The sequence below is a fragment of the Rhizobium sp. SVR5-2C genome, assembly GCF_056755115.1.
Window position 1 is genome coordinate 1 of the sequence record NZ_JBNDHT010000142.1, and the last position, 17758, is coordinate 17758.

The following is a 17758-nucleotide window of genomic DNA, read 5'->3' on the forward strand; positions in this document are numbered from 1 at the left end:
GTGCAGGCAAAGCCGTTGGGGGGAAGCCACTTGGCAAGCGCGTCCGCCTCGATGAACGCGCGATAGACCTTCTCTGGGCTGGTTGCTAGAACGCGGTGCAGGCGTATGGTGCTCGGCATAGTCGTGATCCTTCTGAATTGATCGAATAGACAGCCCAAGGACGAACGAGGCTTTGCCGATCCGACATGGGGTTGATCCGTTATTGAAGTAAAATGACTTGGCGCCTCGCATGCAAGATCGCCGCCAAGGTGGAAATTGGCCCTGCAGCCTGAGAGTCACGCCCAAACCATAGGAAAACATCATGAACATCCGATCTTTCCTGCCGTGGGGCTCCGCGGCGGGCCGAAACCCTCTGCCCGAGAAGAAGGCGGCATCCGGCTTCCTGTCGCTTGCCGCGCAGGGGCAGGCGAGCTGGACGGGGCGCTCCTATGCGGCGCTGTCGCGCGAGGGCTTCATGAAGAACCCGGTGGCGCATCGCTGCGTCCGGCTGGTGGCGGAGGCTGCGGCCTGCGTGCCCTGGCTGGTCTACGAGGGCGACCGGGAACGGGCGGAGCATCCGGCTGCGGGGCTGATCAGGCAGCCGAACGGGCGGATGAGCGGGCCTGATTTCTTCGAGGCGCTCTACGGGCATCTGCTGCTTGCGGGCAATGCCTATATCGAGCCGCTCACCGTGGGCGGGGCGTTGCGGGAACTGCATCTGCTGAGGCCCGACCGGATCAGCGTGATCGAGGGCCGCGACGGGTGGCCGGAGGCTTACGAATACCGCGCTGGCGGTTCGGTCCGCCGCTTTGCGGCGGAGGCCGACGGGCCGGGGCTCCTGCATCTGAAACTGTTTCATCCGCTCGACGATCACCTGGGCTTTCCGCCGCTTGCGGCCGCGCAGGTGGCACTCGACCTCTCCAATGCGGCGGCAACCTGGAACAAGGCGCTGCTCGACAATTCCGCCCGGCCGTCCGGGGCGCTGGTCTATCAGCCGAAGGAGGGCGGCAATCTTTCGCCCGACCAGTACGAGCGGCTGCGCCAGGAACTGGACGAGGGCTATTCCGGCCCGATGCGCGCCGGCCGTCCGCTCCTGCTCGAAGGCGGGCTCGACTGGAAGGCGATGGGGCTTTCGCCCAAGGACATGGACTTCGTCGAGGCGAGGAATGGCGCCGCCCGAGACATCGCGCTCGCCTTCGGCGTGCCGCCGATGCTGCTCGGCATTCCGGGCGACAACACCTATGCGAATTACCAGGAGGCGAACCGCGCCTTCTATCGCCTCACCGTGTTGCCGATGCTGACGCGCACGGCCGCGTCGCTTTCGGCGTGGCTGGCAGGCTCCTATGGGGACGCGCTGCGGCTGGAACCGGATCTCGACAAGGTGGCAGGGCTTTCGGCCGAGCGCGGGGAGTTATGGGCGCGAGTGGGGAGCGCGAGCTTCCTGACGGATGAGGAGAAGCGGGAGGCGGTGGGGTATTGAGGCTGGGCCAGATGGCCCCCTCATCCGCCTGCCGGCACCTTCTCCCCGGCGGGGAGAAGGGATATGCCGCGGCGTCTCGGGTCCCTCTTCTCCCCTTGGGGAGAAGGTGCCCGGTAGGGCGGATGAGGGGGTACTCGGCACGACGTGTGTATCCGACCGACACCCAGATGGATTTTCAGATCAGTGGCTTCGATGTCCACCAAGCTGATTCAACGTCTCAAGCGCCTGGACCGATCTTCAAAGATCCCCCGGCAAGCGATTCAAAAGATTCGGTGAAATGTCGCGGCGGGCGCGCTGTGCGCGGTCGCGCCGCGTTCGTGAGCGCATCCTTACACAAGAGAGTTTGATCATGGCTGACTTTTCCAATGAAGGCGGGCTCTGGATGAGTCGTGCGCTGGGGGCGTCGGCGGGAGCGGCGGTGTCGCTGGTCTATCTGCTGCCGAAGAGCAGGCGGGAGGCTGCGAGCCGGTTTTTCTCCGGGCTTTCCTGCGGGCTGATCTTTGGCGGTCCGACCGGGCTCTGGCTGATGGAGCGGCTCGGGCTGGCCGACATGCTTTCGGCGTCCGAGGTGATGCTTTCGGGATCGGCGGCGGCGAGCCTCTGCGCCTGGTGGGCGCTGGGGATTCTGGCGCGGGTGGCGGAGCGGTGGAAGGGGAGCGAATAGGGAGTAGCGAACAGCGAATAGTTGGGCCGCGGCCCTTGTTGGCAGCGTTCACAGCTTACTCTCATTCGCTATTCGCTATTCGCTATTCGCTATTCGCCTGCAGCCAGGCTTTTCTAAAACAATCAGGAGCATTCAACCATGAACGTATCGCTCGTTCGGGCGGGCTCGCCCGTGGGCGCGGACACGCGCAAATTCGCCAACCTGGAACTGCGCGGGCTGAAGCGCGACGGGACGTTTTCCGGCTATGCCAGCGTCTTCGGCGAAGTCGATCTCGGCAAGGATCAGGTCGAGCGCGGCGCCTTCCGCAAGTCGCTGGCCGAGCGTGGGCCGCAGGGTGTGCGCATGCTCTTCCAGCATGATCCTTCCGAGCCGATCGGCGCCTGGAAGACGATCCGCGAGGATAGCCGCGGGCTCTTCGTCGAGGGCGTGCTCGCCGACGGCGTGGCCCGCGCCCGCGAAGTGCATCAACTGATCAAGAACGGCGCGCTCGACGGGCTTTCGATCGGCTTCCGGACGGTGAGGGCGAAGACCGATGCGAAAAGCGGCGTGCGGCGCATTTTCGAGGCGGACCTCTGGGAGATCTCGGTGGTGACGTTCCCGATGCTGCCTTCGGCGCGCGTGCAGAACATCAAGAATGCGCGGTGGTTCCGCGACAAGGAGACCGAGCTCGTCCGCGCCATGCGCCGGGCGGCTAGGGCGATGCTGACCGAAACCTTCAGATAGGATTGTTTCATGACGGATATGACTGCGAAGACGGCGCCGGAGATCAAGGCGGTGCCGGAGACGATGACGGCTGCCTTCGACGACTTCATGGAGGCCTTCGAGGCGTTCAAGGAAACCAATGACCGGCGCCTCGGCGAGATCGAGGAGAAGCTGACGGCCGATGTCGTCACGCGCGAGAAGATGGACCGCATCAACCGCGCGATGGACGAGCAGAAGAAAGTGCTCGACCAGCTGGCGCTGAAGAAGGCGCGGCCACCGCTTGGGCGTTCGGCGGCGGGTGGCGTCGAGGCCGCCGAGCACAAGGCGGCCTTCGAGAACTACATTCGCCGTGGCGACGAGGCGGGTCTGCGCGAGATCGAGGCAAAGGCGATGTCGGTAGGCACCGGCGCCGATGGCGGTTACCTCGTGCCGCCGGAGACGGACACGGAAATCGGCCGCAGGCTTTCGGTCGTCTCGCCGATCAGGGCGCTGGCGACGGTACGCCAGGTTTCCGGCTCGGTGCTGAAGAAGCCGTTCTCGACCGCCGGCATGGCCTCCGGCTGGGTAGCGGAGACGGCGACGCGGCCGCAGACGAATACGGCACAGCTTGCCGAGCTTTCCTTCCCGACCATGGAGCTCTATGCGATGCCGGCCGCGACGCAGGCGCTGCTCGACGATGCGGCCGTCGATATCGAGGCGTGGATTTCGAGCGAGGTCGATACGGTCTTTGCCGAGCAGGAAGGCTCGGCCTTCGTTTCCGGCGACGGCACGAACAAGCCGAAGGGCTTCCTGAGCTACACCGCGGTGGCCGATAGCGACTGGAGCTGGGGCAATCTCGGCTATATCGCGACCGGCGCTGCAGGTGCGTTTGCGGCGAGCGGTGCATCCGACGTGCTGGTCGATACGATCTATGCGCTGAAGGCCGGCCACCGGCAGAACGCCAATTTCGTGATGAACCGCAAGACGCAGGCTTCCGTGCGCAAGCTGAAGGACGCCGAAGGGCGCTATCTCTGGCAGCCGCCGGCAAGTGCTGGCGAAGCGGCGACGCTGCTGGGCTTCCCGGTCGCCGAGGCCGAGGATATGCCGGACATTGCGGCGAATGCGCTGTCGATCGCTTTCGGCGACTTCCGTGCTGGTTATCTTGTGGTCGACCGCATGGGCGTGCGGGTGCTGCGCGATCCGTATTCCGCCAAGCCTTATGTGCTCTTCTATACAACCAAGCGTGTCGGCGGCGGGGTGCAGAACTTCGAGGCGATGAAGCTGGTGAAGTTTGCGGTGAGCTGAGGTGAGCGAATAGCGAATAGCCAATGGTCGGCCCCCTCATCCGCCTGCCGGCACCTTCTCCCCGAGGGAATAAGGGGTTTTGCCGCGATGTCTCCGGTCCCTTCTCCCTCCGGGGAGAAGGTGGCCCGAAGGGCCGGATGAGGGGGCGGTTTGCTCCGACACGCATTTCTTAAGGAAATTTCCATGACCTATGCATTGACCGCTCCGCCGCTGGCGGAGGCGCTGACGCTTGCCGATGTGAAGGCGCATCTGCGGCTGGACGGGAATGAGGAGGATGCGCTTCTGACCTCGCTGGTCCGGGTGGCGCGCGAGCATCTGGAGCGTGTAACCGGGCTCTGCCTGATGACGCAGGGCTGGCGCCTCTATCTTGATAGAGTTCCTGAAGACGGCGTGATTCAGATTGCCAAGGGACCGGTGCAAGCCATTGAAGGCGTGACGCTTTACGATGCAGGCGGCGAAGAGGTTTCGCTGCCGCTGGCGGGGCATGTGCTCGACGGCAATGCGCGGCCGGCGCGGCTGGTCCTGAATCAGAACGTCAATATCGGCCGGGCCATCAACGGCATCGAAATCGACTTTGCCGCGGGCTTCGGCGAGAGCGGCGCGGATGTGCCCGATGTGCTGAAGCGCGCCATGCTGATGCATGTGGCGCAGATGTTTGCCTTCCGCGGCGCAGTGGCAGTCGCGGACCAGCCGGCGGATATTCCGGCTGGCTACGACCGGCTGATCGCGCCCTTTCTGATGCGGAGGCTCTGATGCGGTCGGTCTTCTTCGATCCGGGGCAGATGACGGCGCGGCTGGAACTGGAGCGGAGGGTCGAGACGCCGGACGGGCAGGGCGGTGCTGCGGTCTCCTACGAGGCCGTTGCCGCTCTCTGGGCGCGCGTCGAGCCTCTCGGTGAAGTGCGCGAGGAGCGGGCGGGGGCGGATGTATTCACGCTGACCCATCGCATCTGGCTGCGGTTTCGAAGCGATGTCAAGGCCGGCATGCGGCTTCGCAAAGGCTCGCGGATCTTTGCGATCGGCGCCTGGCGCGATCCGGATGAGACGGCACGCTATCTTGTCTGCCTCTGCGAGGAGGAGGGCCGATGAAGGCGCTTGCCGCAATCACGCTGCCGGATCTCGCGGCAGTGCTGGCGAGGATTGCGCGCGAAGGCGCGCGGACGGAGAAGCGCGAACGGGAGGTGGACGATGAGCGCGGCAAATGAACTGCTGGCGGCGATCCATGCGCGGCTTTCCGGCGACGCCGGGCTTACCGCGCTGATCGGCGAAGACGGTATCCGCGACCGGCTGGTGGCGGGCAGGAGGCTGCCGTGCATCGTCATCGGCGAGATGACGAGCAGCAATTATTCGACCGCCAGCGAGGCGGGCGAGGAGCATCTGCTGGCGCTGGAAATCTGGTGCGAGGCGGGCGGGCGCAAGCAGGCGCAGGAGATTGCCGGGATCGTGCACACGTTGCTCGACGATGCGGCGCTGACGCTTGCCGGGCACCACCTCATCAGCCTGCAGCACCGGCTGACGCGCACGCAGCGGGAGGCGAAGACGAAACTCCACGCGGCGGAGATGCGCTTCAGGGCTGTGACGGAACCGGGATAAGTATCTCGCGACGCGGCGGAGGCAGCATTTCGGGATTGTTGGCGGGCGCCTTTGAGCGCCTTTTTCTTTTTGGAAGGTGGGAAAATGGTGGCGCAGAAGGGCAAGGATCTGCTCTTGAAGATCCATAGCGGCACGGCTTACGAGACGGTGGCGGGCTTGCGCTCCAAGCGCCTCGCCTTCAACGCCGAAACGGTCGATGTGACCGATGCGGAAAGCGCCGGGCGCTGGCGTGAACTGCTCGGTGGCGCGGGCGTGCAGCGCGCTTCGATCTCCGGCGCGGGCATCTTCAAGGATGCCAGCTCGGACGCGCTGGTGAGGAGTGCGGTCTTCAACGCATCGATCCTGAACTGGCAGATCGTCATTCCGGACTTCGGCACGGTGACCGGGCCGTTCCAGGCGACAGCGCTCGAATATTCCGGCCAGCACAACGGCGAGCTCATGTTCGAGCTGGCGCTGGAATCGGCTGGCGCCTTGACCTTCGGAGCGCTCTGATGCGCGCGGCGGGAGCAAGGGCAAACCGCCGGCGAGGCGAGATCGAGGCCATGGTTGACGGCGAGCGGCGGATCCTCTGCCTGACGCTTGGGGCGCTCTCGGAGCTTGAGACGGCGTTTGCGGCCGACAATCTCGCGGGACTGGCGGAGCGCTTTTCGGCCGGGCGGCTGAAGGCCGAGGACATGATCCGCATCATCGGCGCCGGGCTTCGCGGCGGCGGCAATCTCTATTCGGATCAGGACGTGGCGGAAGCGAGCGTCGAGGGCGGCATCGCCGGATACGCGGCGATCGTCGGCGAGCTTCTGACGGCAACATTCGCAGGACCCGAAACCGGGGCGGAAACGACCTCCCTCCGCCCCCTCTAGCCGCAGCAGGCAGCAAGACCGCGCGGGACGCCCAGCCGTTTCCCTGGGCGCGCGTCCTGCATATCGGTCTCTGCCTGCTGCGGCTTCCTCCCGAGGCTTTCTGGGCCATGACACCCGCTGAGTTTCATGCGGCCGCGGGCGGGCTTGCGTCGGGGACGGCGGTGCTTTCGCGGGCGGGGCTGGTCGGGATGATGGAGAGATTTCCGGATGGCGGATGAGGGGCTCTTGCTCTCGCATTTGCTCATGCATTCGCGGCTTCGCCGCTCACCCCCTCATCGCCTCGCTTCGCTCCGGCACTTCTCCCCGCTGGGGAGAAGAGGCAAGTGGTGGCGGCCGCGCTCGACGGCGGACGGCTGGCCGTCCTCGCAGCCTTCAGCATATCCAAGGAGAACTTTAATGGAAGACGACGAGACGGACCTCGCGGCGATGGCGGGGCAGGCGGAGGAATTGCGCCGGGCGCTCGATGATCTGGAGGGGCGGTCGCGTTCGTTCGGGTCGGCGCTCTCAGGTGCACTGAAAAGCGCGGTCAGCGGCGGCAAGGGGCTTGAGGATGTCTTGCGCAGCCTTGGCAACCGGCTGGCGGATATTGCGCTTTCGGCCGGCATGAAGCCGCTGGAGAATTTGATCGGCGGAACTGTGTCCGGGATGTTCGGCGGGGGCGGCAAGATATTGCCCTTCGCCGACGGCGGGGTGGTTTCCGCGCCGACCTATTTTCCGATGGGCGGCGACATGGGGCTGATGGGCGAGGCGGGAAGCGAGGCGATCCTGCCGCTGAAGCGCGGGCCGGACGGCGCGCTCGGCGTTGCCGCTGCAGGCGGGGGCGGTGCGCAGATCATCTTCAACGTGACGGCGACAGATGCGCAAAGCTTTCAGAAGAGCGAGGCGCAGATCGCCGCGATGCTGGCGCGCACGGCGATGCGCGGCCAGCGGAATTTGTGAGGCGGGCATGGGTGGATTTCACGAGGTGCGCTTTCCGTTGCGGCTTTCGCTTTCGACGAGCGGCGGACCGGTGCGGCGGACCGACATCGTCAATCTTTCGAACGGTCGGGAAAGCCGCAACAGCCGCTGGCGGGATGCCAGGCGCAGTTACGATGCCGGATCGGGCATCCGGTCGATCGGCGATCTCTACGAGGTGCTGGCGTTTTTCGAGGCGCGGAGCGGCGAACTTTACGGGTTCAGGTTCCGCGACCCGATCGACTGGAAATCAGGTCGGCCGGATGAGCCGGTGACGGCGCTCGATCAGGTGATCGGGGCTGGAGAGGGTAGCAAGGCGAGTTTCCAGCTGGTCAAGACCTATGGCGATGCGGCGGCGAGCGCTGTGCGGCAGATTGCCAAGCCGGTGGCCGGGACCGTTGTTGTTGCGGTCAACGGGGCCGTCAAGCCGCCTTCGGCCTTCGCGTGCGATCATGCAACGGGGATCGTGACGTTCTCGGCCGGGCATATTCCTGCGAACGGGTTGAGCGTGACCGCAGGCTTCGAATTCGACGTGCCGGTGCGCTTTGCGACCGGGCGGATCGACGTGAACCTGACGGCTTTCAATGCCGGACGTATTCCGGCCATTCCACTGACGGAGATCCTGCCATGAGAACGATCGATGCGGCGCTCAAGGCGCATCTCGATGGCGATGCCACGACAGTCTGCCATGCCTGGCGCGTGAGACGGCGCGATGGCGTGGTGCTGGGGTTTACCGAGCATGACCATGATCTCGGCTTCGACGGAACCATATTTCTGGCGGCGAGTGGATTTTCCGCGAGCGCCACCGAGGAAGGTGCTGGTCTGCCCGCCGTAACGAGCGAAGTCGCAGGCGGATTTTCGAGCGAGGCGATCAGCGAGGAGGACCTGCAGCGTGGGCTTTATGATGACGCACGGGTCGAGGTGTTTCTCGTCAACTGGGCAGCTCCGGAGCAGCATCTCCTTCTGAAGGTGCAGGAGATCGGCGAGGTGACGCGCGACGCCGGGCAGTTCCGGGCGGAGCTCAGGAGTTTTGCGCATCGGCTGAACCAGCCGCAGGGGCGGCTTTACAGCCGGCGCTGCGACGCGACCCTCGGTGACGGACGCTGCGGGATCGATCTGACGCAGAGTCAATTCGGGAGGGAGGGTTCCGTAGAGTCAATCGTCGACGCAACGCGACTTGTGCTCTCCGGAGTCAGCGCCTTTCCCGACGGCTTCTTTCATCATGGCGTTGCGACTTTCCTCGATGGCGTGAATGCCGGAGAGACGATGGATATCGAGGCGCATTCGGTGGCGGGCGTGAGCGTTGAGCTGACGCTGTGGCTGCCGATGGCGCGGGCGCCCGAGGCGGGCGATCGCGTGCGCCTGACGGCGGGGTGCGACAAGACCTTTGGCACATGCCGGGCGAAATTCTCCAACCAGTTAAATTTCCAGGGCTTTCCGCATATGCCGGGCGCCGACTTTGCCTATACCTATGCGGACGGCGAAAGCGTCCATGATGGGAGCGCGCTGTTCAAATGACAACGATGAGCGAAAGAGCCCTGGCCGCGGCCGAGGGGTGGATCGGCACGCCCTACCGGCACCAGGCTTCGGCGAAGGGCGTCGGCTGCGACTGCCTGGGGTTGATCCGTGGCGTCTGGCGGGAGCTCTATGGCGAAGAGCCGGAACTGCCGCCGCCCTATGCCCGTGACTGGGCGGAGCGAAGCGGCAAGGATCGGCTGATGGATGCCGCACTCCGGCATTTCGGCGAGGCTTTGCCGGTGGACGAAGCGCGGCCGGGCGACCTGCTGCTCTTTCGCTGGCGGCCCGATATGGCGGCGAAACATGCGGGCATCTTCGCCGGCGAGAAGAGCTTCATCCATGCCTACGAGCAGGCGGCGGTGATCCGCTCGGCGCTCGTGCCGAGCTGGCGGCGGCGGATTGCGGCGGTGTTTCGGTTCCCGGAGGTTGTACCGCAACTTGAAAGATGACCTGCTTGCGAGTATGTTTCAGGAGTGGTGAGCGGGGAGGCAACCCCGCCCACCGTTTGCTTAGCTTAGGAATCTGACCCGGATGGCTATGGACCAGCCCGTCCGGGTTTTCCTTGCACTAAGCGTGATACTTAGTGGCAAGAACCACATCGCATCACCTCCTTGATCGAGAGCAAGGCCTTTGCCGAGGCTGAAGAGGCCCATCCTCTCCAGCGCGCCGGCTGGTCTCGGCGCTTGCTGCTTCTGCTCCCGATCGTTGTACCTTAACACAATCATTGCGCGAATAATCAAGCGCCATCCTCGCGGATGTGCGACGTTTTCGCGCGCGAGGTTTCGATGGCTACTCTTCTTCTTCAGGCGGCCGGGGCAGCGCTGGGCAGCGTGTTCGGGCCGGTGGGCGCGATTATCGGCAGGGCGGCTGGGGCGCTGGCGGGCAATGCAATCGATCGGGCGCTGATCGGCGGCGGGACGACGGTGCGCGGGTCGCGGCTTTCGACCGCGCGGATACCCGGCGCCGACGAGGGGACGGCGATCAACCGCGTCTACGGCGCGGCTAGGATCGGCGGGACGATGATCTGGGCGACGCGCTTCGAGGAGGAAGTGACGAGCGAGCGCACCGGCGGGAAGTCGTCATCGGGGCCGCGGGTGGAGACCTTCCGCTATTTCGCGAATTTTGCCGTCGGGCTTTGTGAGGGACCGGTTGCGAGCGTCAGGCGGGTCTGGGCGGACGGCAAGGAACTCGACCTGACGAAGATCGAGATGCGGCTCTACCCCGGCGATGGCGGGCAACTGCCGGATCCGCTGATCGAGGCAAAGCAGGGTGCGGGGCTGGCGCCCGCCTATCGCGGGCTGGCCTATGTGGTTTTCGAGCATCTGCCGCTCGACAACTACGGCAACCGCATTCCGCTGCTGCAGTTCGAAGTGGTGCGGCCGATTGGTAGACTGGAAGAGCAGGTCAGGGCGATCTGCATCACGCCGGGTGCAACCGAGCATGGCTACCGGACGGTAGCGGTTTCGGAGAAGACGGGTGCGGGCAGTGCGCGCGTGATCAACCGCAACAGCCTGCAAGGCCTGACGGACTGGGTGGTCTCGATCGACGAACTGATGGCGGTCTGCCCCAATCTCGAGCGGGTGGCGCTCGTGGTGTCGTGGTTCGGAACCGATCTCAGGGCAGGGAACTGCCAGATCGTCCCGGGCGTCGAAGTGCGCTCCAGGAATAACGAAAGCAGCCCGTGGTCGGTGTCAGGTGTCTCGCGGGCCGAAGCCTATCTCGTGAGCCGGCTAGATGGCGGGCCGGCCTATGGCGGGACGCCAGACGACGCGAGCGTGGTTTCGGCGATTGCCGACCTGAAGGCGCGGGGATTGAAGGTCTTCCTCTATCCCTTCGTGATGATGGACATCGGCGAGGGGAACTCGCTGCCCGATCCCTATGGCGGTACGGGCCAGGCGGCCTATCCCTGGCGCGGGCGCCTGACCTGCGATCCGGCGATCGGGCAGAGCGGCGCAGCGGACAAAACGGCAGCGGCGCGCGGCCAGATAGAGGCATTCTGCGGTTCGGCGCAGGCTGGGCATTTCAGCGTCTCCGGGCAGCGCGTGACCTATAACGGCGGCGAGGAAAGCTACCGACGGTTCATTCTGCACTATGCGCAACTCGCCAAGGCGGCAGGTGGTGTCGAGGGCTTCATCATCGGCTCGGAGATGCGCGGGCTGAGCCAGGTGCGCGACGAAACGGGCGCGTTTCCCTTTGTGAATGCGCTTTCGGCGCTGGCCTCCGATGTGAAGGCGCTCCTGCCTTCGATGAAACTCACCTATGCGGCCGATTGGAGCGAATATTTTGGGTACCACCCGCAGGATGGCAGCGGGGATGTCTATTTCCATCTCGATCCGCTCTGGGCCTCGGATGCAATCGAGGCCGTCGGCATCGACAACTACATGCCGCTTTCCGATTGGCGCGACGACGATCTGGCGCAAGCCAATCCGGACGGAATGCGGACGGCCGATGACCCCTCGGGTTTGATGGCCGGGATCGAAAGCGGTGAGGGTTTCGATTGGTATTACGCGAGCGAGGCGGCTCGCAAGGCGAGGGTCCGTTCGCCGATCACCGACGGGCTTGCGGGCAAGCCTTGGGTCTTCCGTGACAAGGATATCGAGGGCTGGTGGACGAACCGGCATTACGAGCGCGTCGGTGGCTTGGAGAGGGCGAGTCCCACCGCCTGGCTGGCACGGAGCAAGCCGGTCTGGTTTACCGAACTCGGATGCGGAGCGGTGGACAAGGGCGGCAATCAGCCCAATGTCTTTGCCGATCCGAAATCCGCAGAAAGTGCAGCACCCTACTTCTCCAACCGGATGCGCTCCGATGCGGTGCAGCGGCGGTTCCTTGAGGCACATCACGACTGGTGGAGTGGAGACCAGCCGCCCGGCGGCATGGTCGATCCACAGCATCTGTTTCTCTGGTCCTGGGATGCGAGGCCCTATCCGGCGTTTCCACAGAATGCGGCAACTTGGAGCGATGGGCCGAATTGGCGAACGGGGCACTGGCTGAACGGGCGTCTCGGGAGCGGGACGCTTGCCGATGTGATTGCGGCGGTACTTCGCGATCATGTCTTCGAGGATTTCGACGTTTCGGAAGTCTCTGGCGATCTGACGGGCTATGTGCAGGGCGATCTGACGTCGGCGCGAAGTCTCATCGAGCCGCTGCTGGAGACGTTCCAAATCGATGCCTTCGAAGATGGCGGGTTGCTTCGCTTTCGCTCCCGGGGGAAAGCAAGCCTTCCAGCGATGGCGGCGCCTGTACTTGCCGACATCGAGGAACGGCCGCTGTGGCAGGAGACGCGCGGTCACGACAGCGACTTTGCTGCCGAAGCGGTGGTGACCTTCTACAATCCGGACCTTGAATACGAGCATGCTGGAGTGCGGTCGCACCGAACGCAATCGGCGACCAACAGGGTATTGAAAAGCGATCTTCCGGCGGTGGTCGCCGAGGAGACGGCATTGGCTGCGGCCGAGGGGCTGCGGCGTGACAACCGGATCGGGCGCCGCTCCATCCGCTTCGCGCTGCCGCCGCACGATCTGCGGTTTCAGCCGGGCGACGTGGTGACGTTGCCGGATGGGCCGCAAGGTCGTTTCCTCATCTCGCGCATCGAGGATGGCGAGGTCCGGGAGGTCGAAGCGCGCGAGTTTTCGCCGTCTGCAGGCAGCGCGCCGGCAGAAGAGACGGGCGGCAAGCAGAATGGCGGGCAGCCGTCGAGCCTTTTCGCGCCGGTCGTTCACCTGATGGACCTGCCGCGCTTCGAGAGCGGCGAGGCGGCGAGCTTCGCGCGCGGGGCGGTTTTTGCGCGACCATGGCGCACTATCGGGCTGTCCTCCTCGGTGAGCGAAGAGGGTTATCGCGGCCGGGCGCTGGTCGAAAGGCCGGCAAAGGTTGGGACGCTGGCCGGGTCGCTCTCCGCGGGCGTGCGCGGGCGGTTCGACCGGTCGAAGACCGTCGAGGTCAATCTCGCGTCCGGCGAACTGTCTTCGGGATCGGCGGTCTCCGTTCTGAACGGCGCGAACCTGATCGCTGTGCTGTCCGGCAACGGCGCCTGGGAGGTTCTGGCATTTCAGCAGGCGGAAGAGATCTCGGCGGGACGCTGGCGGCTTGGAGGCTTGCTTCGCGCTCTGGCAGGAACCGACGATGCGATGGATGCCGGGGCGGAGGACGGCGCGGCGGTGGTCATGCTGGACGGCGCGGTGGTTCCACTTTCGCTCGGCAGCGAGGAGATCGGATTGCGGCTGAACTGGATCGCCGAAGCGGCGGGGACCCTGGGCAAGGCAGGGCCTTTCCCCTTCGAGGGCGGCATGCGCGCGGAGACACCTCTTTCACCCGTCCATGTCCGCGCACGTCGTGATGGCGCCGGGGCGGCGGTGTTTTCGTGGGTGAGACGGGGACGGATCGATGCCGATAACTGGATGGCGGCCGACATCCCGCTCGACGAGCCGTTTGAGCGCTATCGCGTGGAAATGCTGAGCGGAAGCGCGGTGAAGCGGCAGGCCGATGTCACCTCCGCCGCCTGGACCTACCCTCAGGCGGATGAGCTGGCCGACTTCGGCAGCCTGCAGACGGCATTGACGATACGCGTCCGGCAGATGGGACAGCGGATACCGCTAGGCCTGCCGGCCATGGCAACGGTTGATTTTTGATTTTCAACGCAAGGAGCTAGCGATGGATGATTTGAAGCATTGGTATCATTCGAAGACGATCTGGGGTGCGCTGATTTCCGTTGGTGCCTCCATGCTGCATGCGACGGGCTTCGAGGTTACAGCCGGCGATCAGGGGCAGATCGTCGATTCAATCGTGAGCATAGCAGGAGCGGTGGGCGGTCTGCTGGCAGTCTACGGCCGACTGACGGCCACCTCGGCGATTCGACAGCCTGCCGGCTGACACATTTCATCGCGGAAAGTGCATCTGCCGCTTTCCGCCTTTATCTCGTTTCGGATGTGAATGCGCGGGAATATACGCCTTAAGATTGCAGTAACTCCTCGGAACTGGGGCATTCATTTGCCATTCAGGTCATCTGAGTACATAGTCGGGACCAGGTTGGATCTATGTTGGAAGCACTGCACATGGCCTCTTTGAGCGTCGTAGCTTTAGCCGCCGGGCTGGCGGTATCGGCGCCCTCACCGGATTTTTCACGCAGCATCGTCGTGCGCATAGCAGGCGATTGCAGCGCAGCGGCTGAACAGGTTGTAGAACAGACCGGCGGGCAGCTTCTTTCCGTACAGCCATCCGGCAACACGTGCATCATCACCGTTCTCGTGCAGGGCAACGGGCAGCGTCCACGCAAGGTAACCGTAAGGGTTCCGATGTAGGCGGAATTGGCCTATGTAACACCAGTGATACATTCGAGGTGAAGCGGACCGATGCGCATTCTTGTAGTCGAAGACGACGTCAATCTGAACCGGCAACTCACTGACACGCTGAAGGAAGCGGGTTACGTCGTCGATCAGGCATTCGATGGCGAGGAAGGTCATTTCCTCGGCGATACCGAACCTTACGACGCGATCATCCTCGACATCGGTCTGCCGGAGATGGACGGCGTTACCGTGCTCGAGAAGTGGCGCGGTGCCGGCCGCGGCATGCCGGTGCTGATCCTCACCGCCCGCGACCGCTGGAGCGACAAGGTCGCCGGCATCGACGCCGGCGCCGACGATTATGTGACAAAGCCCTTCCACGTCGAGGAAGTGCTGGCGCGCATTCGCGCGCTGATCCGCCGTGCGGCCGGGCATTCCTCCTCGGAGATCATCTGCGGTCCGGTGCGGCTGGACACCAAGACTTCCAAGGCGATAGTCAACGGCGTAACGCTGAAGCTCACCTCGCACGAATACCGTCTGCTTGCTTATCTCATGCATCACATGGGCGAGGTGGTTTCCCGCTCCGAGCTTGTCGAGCATATGTACGACCAGGATTTCGATCGCGATTCCAACACGATCGAGGTGTTCGTCGGCCGGCTGCGCAAGAAGATGGGCGTGGACCTGATCGAAACGGTGCGCGGTCTCGGTTACCGCATCCAACCGCCGAACAATGCGAATTAAATCGCTCACCGCACGCGTCCTGCTTCTGACGACCATCTGGTCGACCGTGGCGCTCGTGGTGATCGGCCTGGTGATTTCGACCCTTTATCGCCGCAGTGCGGAGCGGGGGTTCCAGGATCTGCTGCGAGCGCAGCTTTACAACGTCATCAACTCCGTGACGATCGGCGATCAGGGCGCCTTGAGCGGCAGTCCCCAATTGGGGGACCTGCGTTTCGCCCAGCCGCGGACCGGCTGGTACTGGGTGGTTGAGCCGCTTGGAACCTATACGACAGCGCCGCTGGTTTCGCCTTCGCTGGGGTCGGCAACAATCCCGGTTCCTTCCGTGGTGGAAGCGCCCTTCGACAAGAACTACGAGCGCTATTATCAGGTGACGGACTCGTCCGGCAACCGGGTTCAGGTGGCGGAAACCGAGGTAGTCCTCGATACCGACGGACGCGCGGCGCGTTTTCGTGTGACAGGCAATGTCGATGTCGTGGAGAGCGATGTCAGCACTTTCTCCCACAGTCTCTATCTGGCGCTCGCCGGCTTTGGGGTTGGCAGTCTGATCGTCAATGCACTCGCCATTCTTTACGGCCTGAAGCCGCTCGACAAGGCACGCGCCGCACTCGAGCGCATCCGTGCGGGCGAGAGCGAGCTACTGAAGGGCGATTTCCCGCGGGAGATCCTGCCGCTTGCGAACGAAGTGAATGCGCTGATCGACAGCAACCGGCGCATTGTCGAGCGCGCCCGTATGCAGGTGGGCAATCTGGCGCATTCCCTGAAGACGCCGATTGCGGTTCTGCTCAACGAGGCGAGGGTTCTGGAGCGCTCGCACGGCGACCTGGTCCGCAACCAGGCGGAGGTGATGCAGGGGCAGGTTCAATCCTATCTCAACCGGGCCCGCATCGCCGCACAGCGCGAATCCGTGCTGGCGCGCACCGATGCCGAGCCTGCCCTGGAGCGGCTGGTGCGGGTGATGCGGCGGCTGAACGTTGACAAGGAATTCGAGTTCACCGTAGCGCCGCAGAACCTTGCGGTCGCCATGGAGCAACAGGATCTGGAGGAGACCGTCGGCAACCTCCTGGAAAATGCCTCTCGCTTTGCCACGACCAAGGTGCGGCTCAGCGCGACCGAAGCGGCCGAGGATGTGAAGGGCGCCGAAGGGAGCTCGCGGCGGCATTGGGTGGAGCTTGTCGTCGAGGACGATGGGCCCGGGCTGGAGCCGGATCAGATCCGCGAAGCGCTGAAACGCGGGCGGCGACTGGACGAAAGCAAGCCGGGAACGGGCCTCGGGCTGTCGATCGTCACGGAGATTTCCAATGAGTATCAGGGCCGGCTCGAACTCTCCCGCGGGGAGTGGGGCGGCCTGAAGGCGCGGCTTATTCTGCCCGGCGTCACAAAGGATGTTGCATGAGCAATTGCTTGATGCCACAAAGACATAGGCAGTTGCATAGCATGCTTTGCCTTAATCCCGACAAGGCGCGATGCGCTTCTGGCGGCATTGATTCCAATCTACTGCTGGTTTGACCGAATGATCTTACGCCCGAATACCATGATGGTTTTCTCGCTTGCTATTGCCATGGCGCTGTCCTCGTGCGCGACCTCGAAAAGCGGGGGTTCTGGAGGGTTGTTTTCCCGTAAGCCTTCGGCATCGGCCGCTTTCATCACGGCGCTTCAAGGCGGTATCGCCGGGCGCAGCGGCGTAGAGTTGAGCGACAGCGACAAGCAGCGGGCCGTCGAGGCGGAATACCGTGCGCTCGAAGGCGCTGCCGTCGGCCAGCCGGTCGCATGGAGCGGACGCAATGCAAGCGGCAGGGTCGTCGCCGCCGCGCCCTATCAGGTGGGCTCACAGAACTGTCGCCAATATACGCATACGCTGATCGTCGACGGCAAGGATACCGTTGTGCGCGGCGCGGCGTGCCGCAACGGCGACGGCAGCTGGTCGCCGCTGGGCTGAATTTTGACGGGCTGGCGATGCGGTCGCGCACCGGCGGGTCGCTCTCGCTCGTGAAATGCGGCCAAGCGCGTCAAATCTTCGTCATTCCGGCTTTGGCAGTTGGAATGATGCCGCGCTTCAAGTATTTGGGCCGGTATGATGTTTTGGATTCTCGTGGCCATTATGACGGCGGCAGTGGCCGCCCTTCTGCTTTATCCGCTGTTGCGCGGAGCGAAGGCGGCTGACGACGGGCGTGCCGGCGAGGCCGCCGTCTATCGTGATCAGCTGCGCGAACTCGACCGGGATCTGTCCGGCGGGCTGATTACGGCGGAAGAAGCCGAGTATGCGCGGGCGGAAATCGGCCGTAGGCTGATTGCGGTCTCGGCTATCGAGCCAAAAGAACAGCACAAGGCCGCTGGCCAGCATCGCTTCAGCGAAGCGTTTGTTCTCCTGCTGTTGCCGGTGCTCGGGCTCTCTCTTTACATCGCGATGGGCCGACCGGATCTGCCCTCGCAGCCGCTGGAGGCGCGCTTGGAGAACCCCGGCAACGATATGACGGTCCTCGTTGCGAAAGCCGAACGGCATCTGGCGCAAAACCCGGATGACGGCAAGGGCTGGGACGTGCTGGCGCCGATCTATTTCAATACCATGCGCATCGCCGATGCCGAAAACGCCTATCGCAATGCCATTCGCCTGCTTGGGCCGAGCCCGATTCGTCTCGACGGACTTGCGGAAACCCTGATGGCTGGCGCGAACGGCGTCGTGACCGACGATGCGCGCAAGGTGCTCGAAC

Annotated in this window: 21 protein-coding genes and 1 pseudogene; 21 read left to right on the plus strand and 1 reads right to left on the minus strand. The window is 64.2% G+C overall.

Translation table 11 applies throughout. The features are described 5' to 3' along the window. Positions 1–119: pseudogene (locus ACPYOI_RS28985) on the minus strand (toxin); the annotation flags it as partial. Positions 120–301: 182 nt separating this feature from the next. Between ACPYOI_RS28985 and ACPYOI_RS28990 the strand changes: the two are divergent. The 21 genes from ACPYOI_RS28990 to ccmI form a co-directional block, all read left to right on the plus strand. Continuing rightward, entirely contained in the window at positions 302–1459 is a 1158-nt protein-coding gene (locus ACPYOI_RS28990) for a phage portal protein (RefSeq protein ID WP_481419751.1), read from the plus strand. Positions 1460–1808: 349 nt separating this feature from the next. Next, positions 1809–2123, plus strand: a complete 315-nt coding sequence (locus ACPYOI_RS28995) for a DUF6107 family protein (protein WP_168828888.1) — start codon at positions 1809–1811, stop codon at positions 2121–2123. A 138-nt stretch (positions 2124–2261) separates the two neighbouring features. Then, the gene (locus ACPYOI_RS29000) at positions 2262–2846 is read left to right on the plus strand and encodes an HK97 family phage prohead protease (protein WP_481419750.1); all 585 of its coding nucleotides are present in this window, start codon (positions 2262–2264) and stop codon (positions 2844–2846) included. Between the two features lie 9 nt (positions 2847–2855). Continuing rightward, the gene (locus tag ACPYOI_RS29005; protein WP_481419749.1) at positions 2856–4109 is read left to right on the plus strand and encodes a phage major capsid protein; all 1254 of its coding nucleotides are present in this window, start codon (positions 2856–2858) and stop codon (positions 4107–4109) included. Positions 4110–4292: 183 nt separating this feature from the next. Continuing rightward, complete coding sequence (locus tag ACPYOI_RS29010) at positions 4293–4862, plus strand: head-tail connector protein (protein ID WP_481419748.1); 570 nt, start codon at positions 4293–4295, stop codon at positions 4860–4862. Further along, entirely contained in the window at positions 4862–5197 is a 336-nt protein-coding gene (locus tag ACPYOI_RS29015) for a phage head closure protein (RefSeq protein ID WP_481419747.1), read from the plus strand. Before ACPYOI_RS29010 ends, ACPYOI_RS29015 begins: the two co-directional genes overlap by 1 nt. Positions 5198–5296: 99 nt before the next feature. After that, on the plus strand, positions 5297–5701 hold the full coding sequence (locus ACPYOI_RS29020) for a DUF3168 domain-containing protein (protein ID WP_481419746.1): 405 nt from the start codon (positions 5297–5299) through the stop codon (positions 5699–5701). 84 nt (positions 5702–5785) lie between these two features. After that, on the plus strand, positions 5786–6193 hold the full coding sequence (locus ACPYOI_RS29025; protein ID WP_481419745.1) for a phage major tail protein, TP901-1 family: 408 nt from the start codon (positions 5786–5788) through the stop codon (positions 6191–6193). Then, positions 6193–6558 (plus strand): gene transfer agent family protein, encoded by a 366-nt coding sequence (locus ACPYOI_RS29030; RefSeq protein ID WP_168828895.1) that lies wholly within the window; start codon positions 6193–6195, stop codon positions 6556–6558. Before ACPYOI_RS29025 ends, ACPYOI_RS29030 begins: the two co-directional genes overlap by 1 nt. After that, positions 6507–6776, plus strand: a complete 270-nt coding sequence (locus tag ACPYOI_RS29035) for a rcc01693 family protein (protein ID WP_481423718.1) — start codon at positions 6507–6509, stop codon at positions 6774–6776. Before ACPYOI_RS29030 ends, ACPYOI_RS29035 begins: the two co-directional genes overlap by 52 nt. A gap of 178 nt (positions 6777–6954) precedes the next feature. After that, positions 6955–7497 (plus strand): phage tail tape measure protein, encoded by a 543-nt coding sequence (locus ACPYOI_RS29040; protein ID WP_481419744.1) that lies wholly within the window; start codon positions 6955–6957, stop codon positions 7495–7497. Between the two features lie 7 nt (positions 7498–7504). Then, complete coding sequence (locus tag ACPYOI_RS29045) at positions 7505–8143, plus strand: phage distal tail protein, Rcc01695 family (protein WP_481419743.1); 639 nt, start codon at positions 7505–7507, stop codon at positions 8141–8143. After that, positions 8140–9030 carry a DUF2163 domain-containing protein gene (locus ACPYOI_RS29050; RefSeq protein WP_481419742.1) on the plus strand — a complete coding sequence of 297 codons (891 nt, stop codon included), beginning with the start codon at positions 8140–8142 and terminating at the stop codon, positions 9028–9030. The genes ACPYOI_RS29045 and ACPYOI_RS29050 overlap by 4 nt, the downstream gene beginning before the upstream one ends. Then, complete coding sequence (locus tag ACPYOI_RS29055) at positions 9027–9479, plus strand: NlpC/P60 family protein (protein WP_481419741.1); 453 nt, start codon at positions 9027–9029, stop codon at positions 9477–9479. The genes ACPYOI_RS29050 and ACPYOI_RS29055 overlap by 4 nt, the downstream gene beginning before the upstream one ends. 336 nt (positions 9480–9815) lie before the next feature. Next, entirely contained in the window at positions 9816–13658 is a 3843-nt protein-coding gene (locus ACPYOI_RS29060; protein WP_481419740.1) for a baseplate multidomain protein megatron, read from the plus strand. Between the two features lie 22 nt (positions 13659–13680). Then, positions 13681–13899: an iron-containing alcohol dehydrogenase family protein gene (locus tag ACPYOI_RS29065; protein ID WP_168828901.1), complete on the plus strand. Its 219-nt coding sequence runs from the start codon at positions 13681–13683 to the stop codon at positions 13897–13899. A gap of 182 nt (positions 13900–14081) precedes the next feature. Continuing rightward, on the plus strand, positions 14082–14327 hold the full coding sequence (locus ACPYOI_RS29070; protein WP_481423716.1) for a hypothetical protein: 246 nt from the start codon (positions 14082–14084) through the stop codon (positions 14325–14327). Between the two features lie 51 nt (positions 14328–14378). Beyond that, the gene (locus tag ACPYOI_RS29075; protein ID WP_168828903.1) at positions 14379–15050 is read left to right on the plus strand and encodes a response regulator transcription factor; all 672 of its coding nucleotides are present in this window, start codon (positions 14379–14381) and stop codon (positions 15048–15050) included. Next, positions 15040–16443 carry an ATP-binding protein gene (locus ACPYOI_RS29080; RefSeq protein ID WP_481420111.1) on the plus strand — a complete coding sequence of 468 codons (1404 nt, stop codon included), beginning with the start codon at positions 15040–15042 and terminating at the stop codon, positions 16441–16443. Before ACPYOI_RS29075 ends, ACPYOI_RS29080 begins: the two co-directional genes overlap by 11 nt. Before the next feature lie 117 nt (positions 16444–16560). Continuing rightward, positions 16561–16986, plus strand: a complete 426-nt coding sequence (locus ACPYOI_RS29085) for a hypothetical protein (protein ID WP_168828905.1) — start codon at positions 16561–16563, stop codon at positions 16984–16986. A gap of 135 nt (positions 16987–17121) precedes the next feature. After that, the coding region (ccmI, locus tag ACPYOI_RS29090) for a c-type cytochrome biogenesis protein CcmI (RefSeq protein WP_481423717.1) at positions 17122–17758 on the plus strand (637 nt) is incomplete at its 3' end.

Coding starts and splice junctions, on each gene's coding strand:
- ACPYOI_RS29070 (WP_481423716.1), top strand. CDS start 14,082: ATGGCCTCTTTGAGCGTCGTAGCTTTAGCCGCCGGGCTGGCGGTATCG.
- ACPYOI_RS29020 (WP_481419746.1), top strand. CDS start 5,297: ATGAGCGCGGCAAATGAACTGCTGGCGGCGATCCATGCGCGGCTTTCC.
- ACPYOI_RS29055 (WP_481419741.1), top strand. CDS start 9,027: ATGACAACGATGAGCGAAAGAGCCCTGGCCGCGGCCGAGGGGTGGATC.
- ACPYOI_RS29050 (WP_481419742.1), top strand. CDS start 8,140: ATGAGAACGATCGATGCGGCGCTCAAGGCGCATCTCGATGGCGATGCC.
- ACPYOI_RS29075 (WP_168828903.1), top strand. CDS start 14,379: ATGCGCATTCTTGTAGTCGAAGACGACGTCAATCTGAACCGGCAACTC.
- ACPYOI_RS29085 (WP_168828905.1), top strand. CDS start 16,561: ATGATCTTACGCCCGAATACCATGATGGTTTTCTCGCTTGCTATTGCC.
- ACPYOI_RS28990 (WP_481419751.1), top strand. CDS start 302: ATGAACATCCGATCTTTCCTGCCGTGGGGCTCCGCGGCGGGCCGAAAC.
- ACPYOI_RS28995 (WP_168828888.1), top strand. CDS start 1,809: ATGGCTGACTTTTCCAATGAAGGCGGGCTCTGGATGAGTCGTGCGCTG.
- ACPYOI_RS29025 (WP_481419745.1), top strand. CDS start 5,786: ATGGTGGCGCAGAAGGGCAAGGATCTGCTCTTGAAGATCCATAGCGGC.
- ACPYOI_RS29005 (WP_481419749.1), top strand. CDS start 2,856: ATGACGGATATGACTGCGAAGACGGCGCCGGAGATCAAGGCGGTGCCG.
- ACPYOI_RS29040 (WP_481419744.1), top strand. CDS start 6,955: ATGGAAGACGACGAGACGGACCTCGCGGCGATGGCGGGGCAGGCGGAG.
- ACPYOI_RS29010 (WP_481419748.1), top strand. CDS start 4,293: ATGACCTATGCATTGACCGCTCCGCCGCTGGCGGAGGCGCTGACGCTT.
- ACPYOI_RS29030 (WP_168828895.1), top strand. CDS start 6,193: ATGCGCGCGGCGGGAGCAAGGGCAAACCGCCGGCGAGGCGAGATCGAG.
- ACPYOI_RS29045 (WP_481419743.1), top strand. CDS start 7,505: ATGGGTGGATTTCACGAGGTGCGCTTTCCGTTGCGGCTTTCGCTTTCG.
- ACPYOI_RS29080 (WP_481420111.1), top strand. CDS start 15,040: ATGCGAATTAAATCGCTCACCGCACGCGTCCTGCTTCTGACGACCATC.
- ACPYOI_RS29065 (WP_168828901.1), top strand. CDS start 13,681: ATGGATGATTTGAAGCATTGGTATCATTCGAAGACGATCTGGGGTGCG.
- ACPYOI_RS29000 (WP_481419750.1), top strand. CDS start 2,262: ATGAACGTATCGCTCGTTCGGGCGGGCTCGCCCGTGGGCGCGGACACG.
- ACPYOI_RS29060 (WP_481419740.1), top strand. CDS start 9,816: ATGGCTACTCTTCTTCTTCAGGCGGCCGGGGCAGCGCTGGGCAGCGTG.
- ACPYOI_RS29015 (WP_481419747.1), top strand. CDS start 4,862: ATGCGGTCGGTCTTCTTCGATCCGGGGCAGATGACGGCGCGGCTGGAA.